This window comes from Actinomycetota bacterium, from assembly GCA_036280995.1.
In the GTDB taxonomy this organism is placed as follows: domain Bacteria; phylum Actinomycetota; class CALGFH01; order CALGFH01; family CALGFH01; genus CALGFH01.
In genome coordinates this window covers 1-5,944 of sequence record DASUPQ010000209.1, presented here as the reverse complement: position 1 = coordinate 5,944, position 5,944 = coordinate 1, and the positions used below count along the sequence as shown (strand labels likewise).

At 75.9% G+C, this 5,944-nt stretch carries 5 protein-coding genes; 4 read left to right on the top strand and 1 reads right to left on the bottom strand.

Features of this window, described 5'->3' with window-relative positions:
* The coding region (locus tag VF468_06580; GenBank protein HEX5877971.1) for an AMP-binding protein at nucleotides 1–1,147 on the bottom strand (1,147 nt) is incomplete at its 3' end.
* Between the two features lie 329 nt (nucleotides 1,148–1,476).
* Between VF468_06580 and VF468_06575 the strand changes: the two genes are divergently transcribed.
* The 4 genes from VF468_06575 to VF468_06560 all read left to right on the top strand — a co-directional run bounded on the left by VF468_06575 (nucleotide 1,477) and on the right by VF468_06560 (nucleotide 5,859).
* Nucleotides 1,477–2,748, top strand: a complete 1,272-nt coding sequence (locus VF468_06575) for a cellulose synthase operon protein YhjQ/BcsQ (protein ID HEX5877970.1) — start codon at nucleotides 1,477–1,479, stop codon at nucleotides 2,746–2,748.
* Nucleotides 2,745–4,175 (top strand): CpaF family protein, encoded by a 1,431-nt coding sequence (locus VF468_06570; protein HEX5877969.1) that lies wholly within the window; start codon nucleotides 2,745–2,747, stop codon nucleotides 4,173–4,175. The genes VF468_06575 and VF468_06570 overlap by 4 nt, the downstream gene beginning before the upstream one ends.
* 434 nt (nucleotides 4,176–4,609) lie before the next feature.
* Nucleotides 4,610–5,194 (top strand): type II secretion system F family protein, encoded by a 585-nt coding sequence (locus VF468_06565; protein ID HEX5877968.1) that lies wholly within the window; start codon nucleotides 4,610–4,612, stop codon nucleotides 5,192–5,194.
* On the top strand, nucleotides 5,191–5,859 hold the full coding sequence (locus VF468_06560; GenBank protein ID HEX5877967.1) for a type II secretion system F family protein: 669 nt from the start codon (nucleotides 5,191–5,193) through the stop codon (nucleotides 5,857–5,859). Before VF468_06565 ends, VF468_06560 begins: the two co-directional genes overlap by 4 nt.
* Nucleotides 5,860–5,944 lie beyond the last annotated feature (85 nt).

Here is a 5,944-nt window from a genome sequence, read left to right as displayed (position 1 = left end):
GGCTGGAGAGGTCGTGCTTCTCGGGCCAGTCGGTGCCCCACTTCATGAACGTGCGGATGGCCGTCGGCGCCGTGTAGAGGATCGTGACCTTGTACTTCTCGATGATCTCCCACCAGCGGTCCTTGTCGGGGAAGTTGGGCGCGCCCTCGTAGAGGATGCTGGTGGCGTGGTTGGCCAGCGGGGCGTAGACGATGTAGGAGTGGCCGGTGACCCAGCCGATGTCGGCCGCGCACCAGTACACGTCGGTGTCGGGATGCAGGTCGAACACCAGCCGGTGGGTGGTCGCCACCCCGGTCAGGTAGCCGCCGGTGGTGTGCATGATCCCCTTGGGCTTGGCCGTGGTCCCCGAGGTGTAGAGCAGGTAGAGCAGGTCCTCGGCGTCCATCGCCTCGGGTGGGCAGTCGGTCGACTGCCCCTCCGCCAGGTCGTGCCACCAGACGTCGCGGCCCTCGGTCCAGGGGACGTCGTTGCCGGTCCGCCGCAGCACCACGACCTTCTCGATGCTGGGCGTGTCGGCGACCGCGTCGTCGGCGTTCTGCTTGAGCGGCACCACCTTGCCGGCCCGCCACCCCTCGTCCTGGGTGATCAGGACCTTGGCCTCGGCGTCGTTGATCCGGTCCCGCAGCGCGTCGGCGGAGAACCCTCCGAACACCACCGAGTGGGCCGCGCCCAGCCGGGCGCAGGCGAGCATCGCCACCGGCAGCTCGGGGACCATGCCCATGTAGATGTTGACCCGGTCGCCCCGCCGCACGCCGATCGACTTGAGCGCGTTGGCGAACCGGGCGACGTCGTCGCGCAGCTCCTCGTAGGTGATGGTCCGGGTGTCGCCCGGCTCACCCTCCCAGTGGTAGGCGACCTTGTCGCCGCCGCCGGCCTCGACGTGGCGGTCGAGGCAGTTGTCCGAGACGTTCAGCTGCCCGCCGACGAACCACTTGGCGAAGGGCAGGTTCCACTCGAGCACCTGGTCCCATGGCTTCATCCAGCGCAGCCGTTCGGCCTCCTCGGCCCAGAACCCCTCCAGGTCCCGTGCCGCCCGCTCGTGCAGTGACTGGTCGGTGACCAGCGCGTCGGCCTTGAAATCGTCCGGCGGGGGGAAGGACCGCCCCTCGGAGAAGAGGTTTTCGATCGCGGGACTGCTCTCGGCCATGCAATCCGCCTCCCTGCGGCAGTTCGTGTTCCCCGGAAGCTTACTCGGCCCACCGGGTCCCGAAACGCGCGTATCCACACCCGTGCACGGCCCGGTCCCGCCGCTGGTCCCGGTCTCGCCGCTGGCCCTGGCGTATCCCAGTTGCCCGGTCCCGGCGTTCCGGCGGCCCTCCCCGTCGCCGCCCCGCCGGGAACCTGCGGGAGTTATGCACATTCTGGCGGGAGCGTCTTCCCCCTGGTGTCCCGCCCGGCCATCCTTCCCGGCGCCGGACCGGCCGAGCGCCGCATCCGGCCCGCCGAGCCCGAACCCCAGGCGCCGGGAGGATGCCCGTGGCCCTCGTCCCCGTCCCGCCGATGCCCCCGCTGGCCGTCATCGCCCACGACGACCCCGGCACCGCCGACTCCCTGCGGCACGCGGTCGAGGCCGTTGCCGGCTGGCAGGTCCTCATGGCCGACCCGAGCCCCGCCGGCCTGGCCGCGGCCGTCGCCGCCGAGCCCTCGGTCGCCCTGGTCGGCTGCGACGCGCTCGCCCACCTGCCAGCCGACTGCCGGACCCCATTGGTCGCCGTCGGCGACGACGACCGCCCAGCCGACGTCCGGGCCGCGCTCGCCGCGGGCGCCCGCAGTCTGCTCACCTGGCCCGACGGGGTCGCCGACCTGCCAGGCGAGCTCGCCCGGGTCGCCGCCTTCGCCCGGCCCGGTCCCGCCGGCGGCCCCACCGGCCTGGTCGTCGCCCTCCGCGGCGTCCAGGGCGGCGTCGGCACCACCACCGTGGCCGTCCACCTGGCCGCCGCCTGGGCCCGCTGGGGCCCCGCCCCGGTCCTCCTCCTTGACCTGTCCGGCGGCCTCGCCTTCCGCCTCGACCTGGGCGCGGCCCCCACCTGGTCCAGCCTGTTCCCGGCACCCGGCACGGCCCCGGGCGCCGCCGGCACGTCCAGCCCGCCCACCCGGGCACTGGCCGGTGACCAGCCCGGCGAGGTGGGCCCCGGTCCGGCGGACCGCGACGCCGGGGTCGGGTTGGACGCCGGTTCGGCGGACCGTGACGTCCGGGTCGGCGACCTCGACCCGGCCGCGCTCACGGGGACGCTGGCCGAGCCGTGGGCCGGCCTGTCCGTGCTGCCGCTCGCCGGCCTCCCGGACGGCGCCGCCGAACCTCCGCCCGGGCCGCCGGTCGTCTGGAGCGTCCTCGAGGTCGTCAGGGCCACCTACCGCTTGGTCGTGGTCGATCTCCCCGCCACGGACGGACCGGCCGTCCAGGCGGCCCTGTCCCAGGCCGACGCCCTGGTCGCCATCGCTCGCTGCGAGACGGCCGGCGTCCGCGCCCTCCAGGCGGCCCTGGGCGCCTGGACGGCGGCCGGTCGCGACCCCGACGCCGCCGGCGCCGTCGTCACCGGTGTCCGGCCGCGAGCTCCCCTCGCTCCCCGCGAGGTCCGCGCCGTCCTCGGCGACCAGCTCTGGGCCCTGATCCCGGCCGCCGCCCCCGAACTGGCCGCCGCCGCCGAGGACGGCGTCCTGCTCCTCGACCGCCACGACCTCCCCGCGGTCCAGGCCATGGTGGCCCTGGCGAACCGCGTGGTCCCGTTCACGGCGATGTCCACATGACCCCCCGGACCCACCTCCCCGACCACCGCGCCCGCGGGCCCAGGCCGTGGTCCGACGCCGAGGCGGGTGCCGGCGTCGGTCCGGCCGGCACCAGGCCATGGCCCGGCGCTGGCGCCGGTGCGGCCGGGACCGGCGCCTCGACCATCGCGGCCGCGGCCAGCAGGGTCGGTATGGCCGGCGGGGTGCCCCCGGGGCTGGTCCAGCGGGTCCAGCGCCGGCTGGCCGCGACCGGCGCGGTCGCCAGCGACGTCGCCGGCCTCCGGGCGGCGGTGGCCGACGCCCTCGACGAGGACGGCGTCCAGCTCCCCGCCCCCGACCTCACGGCGGTCGTTCGCTCGATCGCCGACGAGCTGACCGGCCTCGGCCCGCTGGCACCGCTGCTCGCCGACCCGCTGGTGACCGACGTCATGGTCAACGGCCCCGCCGAGGTGTGGGTGGAGCGGGCGGGCGTCGTCGAACGGGCCGCCGTCCGCTTCGCCTCGGCCGCCGCCGTGGCCGCCCTGGTGCAGCGCGTGGTCGCCCCGCTCGGGCTCCGCGTGGACGAGTCCCGTCCCTGGGTCGACGCCCGCCTCCCGGGTGGGGAGCGGCTCCATGCCGTGCTGCCTCCGCTCGCCCCCGACGGCCCGGTCGTCACCATCCGCAGCTTCGCCCGGCGGCGGCTCCAGCTCCGCGACCTGATCGAGCGGGACGCCCTCGACCTCGCCACGGCCCGGCTGCTGGAGGCCATGGTCGCCGCCGGGATCGCCATCGCCGTGTCGGGCGCCACCGGCACCGGCAAGACGACCCTGCTCAACGTCCTCGCCGCCGCCATCCCGGCACGCGAACGGGTAGTCACCGTCGAGGACCTCGCCGAGCTGCGGCTTCCCGGCCCCCACGTCGTCCGGCTCGAGGCGCGACCCCCCAACGTGGAGGGCCGGGGCGAGGTGCCGCTGCGCGAGCTGGTCCGCAACGCCCTCCGCATGCGCCCCGACCGCATCGTCGTCGGCGAGGTCCGCGGCCCCGAGGTGCTGGACATGCTGCAGGCCGCCAACACCGGCCACCGCGGTCTCATGACCACCCTCCACGCCGGCGGCCCCGAGGAGGTACCCGCCCGTCTCGAAGCCATGGCCCTGACCGCACCAGGCGCCGGCCTCGACGTCGTCCGCCGCCTCGTCGGCGGCGGCATCGGCGCGGTCGTCCACCTGGAGCGCACCCCCGCCGCCCGCCCCGGCCGCCGCGTCACCGTCGTCGCCGAGCTCCTCACCACCCCAGACGGCCGCGCCCGGGCCGTCCCCCTCCGCACCGCCGATCCGGCCACCGGCCTCTCCGCGACCGGCCACGTCCCCCGCTGGGCCGACCGCCTCGACCCTTCGGTCCTCCCCGTGTTCGAGCCCACCCACCCCGGCGGCAGCGTCCGCGTCCTCTGCCCCCGGACCCACACCCGATGACCACGCCACCGGTCATCGCCGTCGACGCGCTCCTGGCCGTGCTCGCCGTTGCCGTCGCGTTCCGAGCGCTCGGCTCGTTCGGGAGGCGCGGACGAGGCCTGGACGGCGGGTCGTTCCGGACGCACGGGCGCGGTCTGGACGGCGGGTTGCTCTGGAGCCGCGGGGCGAGGTTGGTGTCCGAGTCCTTTCTGGAACGGCGGTCGCGTCGGGGCCGGCGGTGGTTCCCGGGCAGTAGCCGTAGCTGGAGACGTCGGTCCCCGAAACGGCGCCGGCAGTCAGCGTTGTTGGATCGGCCAGCGTATTCGAGCACCTCGCCGATCGTGGCGAATTCTGATCGCCCATCGACTCCTCGGAGGTCGGCAGGCCCCACCGCCACCAGCACAGCCGCTACCGCCAGCAACGCCGGCTTGGGCCGTAGCTCAGCCACTGGCAGGGTGCGCACCCGCATCTCCATGCCAGGGCGGGCGGCGGCGCGGCGGCGCGAGATGGAGGAGGCGGTTCCGGAGGTCGTCGACGTGCTCCGTGCGACCGTGGCCGCCGGGATCAATCCCCGTAGAGCTCTGCAGGCGGCCGCCGAGGGGACACCCTCGGCCCTGAGCGACGTCCTCGGCCAGGCGATCCGTGCGGCCGAGCTCGGCGCGGGAGCGGGCCAGGCGCTGGCCGCGGCGGCGAAGGCTGAGCGGCTGAGCGAGCTCGAGCTCGCCGGAGAGGCGCTCGACCTCGCCGAGACGACCGGCGCCCCGCCCGGCCCGGTGCTGGCGGGCTTGGCCATCGCGGCCACCGACCGCGTCCGGTCCAGACAGGCGGTGCTGGCCGCCACCGCACAGGCCCGCCTGTCGGCCCGCGTCGTGGCCGCGATGGCCCCGGCCTTCCTCGGCATCGTCGCCCTGACCTCGCCCTCGGATGCCGCGTTCCTGATCCGCGAACCCGCCGGCTGGGCGACCCTGACGGCGGCGACGGTCCTGGAGCTGCTCGGCATCTGCTGGGCCGCCCACATCGTTCGAGGTCCAGCACCATGACCCCGCGGAGACCCGGACGGGGGCTCGACACCCGAAGGCCCCCGCGTGACGGCCGGCGGCTCCGCCGACTGGTCGCCGGCGCCGGCGCCGGGGTGATGCTCGGCTCCCTGGGGACCACGGGCTTCCCGGAGCTGGCCATCGTCGCGGTGCTCGCGGCCGCCGCCCGGCCTGCCTTCATCTGGGCCGTAGGGCGCCGCAGGACCGCCCGGCGGCTGGCCGTCCGGCGGACGTCGGCTCCGGTGGTCCTCGACCTGCTCGGCGCGGCCCTGCTGGCCGGCCTCAACCCCCACAAGGCCGTGCTCCGGGTCGCCGACCGCGCCCCGGAGTCCCTCAGTGAGGATCTGGACCTGGCCGCCGCCGTCCTGCGCCTCGGTGGAACGCCGGCCGCCGCGCTCCATGCGGCCGCCGAGCGGTCGGGGCTCGACGAACTACGCGCGGCGGCGGCCGCCCTCGACGCGGCCGAGCGCTGGGGCGCCCCACCGGCCGAGGCCCTGGCCGCCAGGGCCGAAGCCCTCCGCAGCCGAGCCCGGCTCCAGGCCGAGGCCGAAGCCGGCCGGGCCGCCGTCCGCCTCGCATTCCCCTTGGTTCTCTGCTTCCTCCCGGCCTTTGTCCTGCTCACCGTCGTCCCGACCGTAACCGGTGCGGTCCGCGCCCTCACCCCATAGCCCTCCGCAAGCCCGGATCCTCCGCGCCGTTGCCCCGCCGTCCGCAAGCCTGCGCCCACCCCGAATCTGTCGTCGTTCCCCGGGT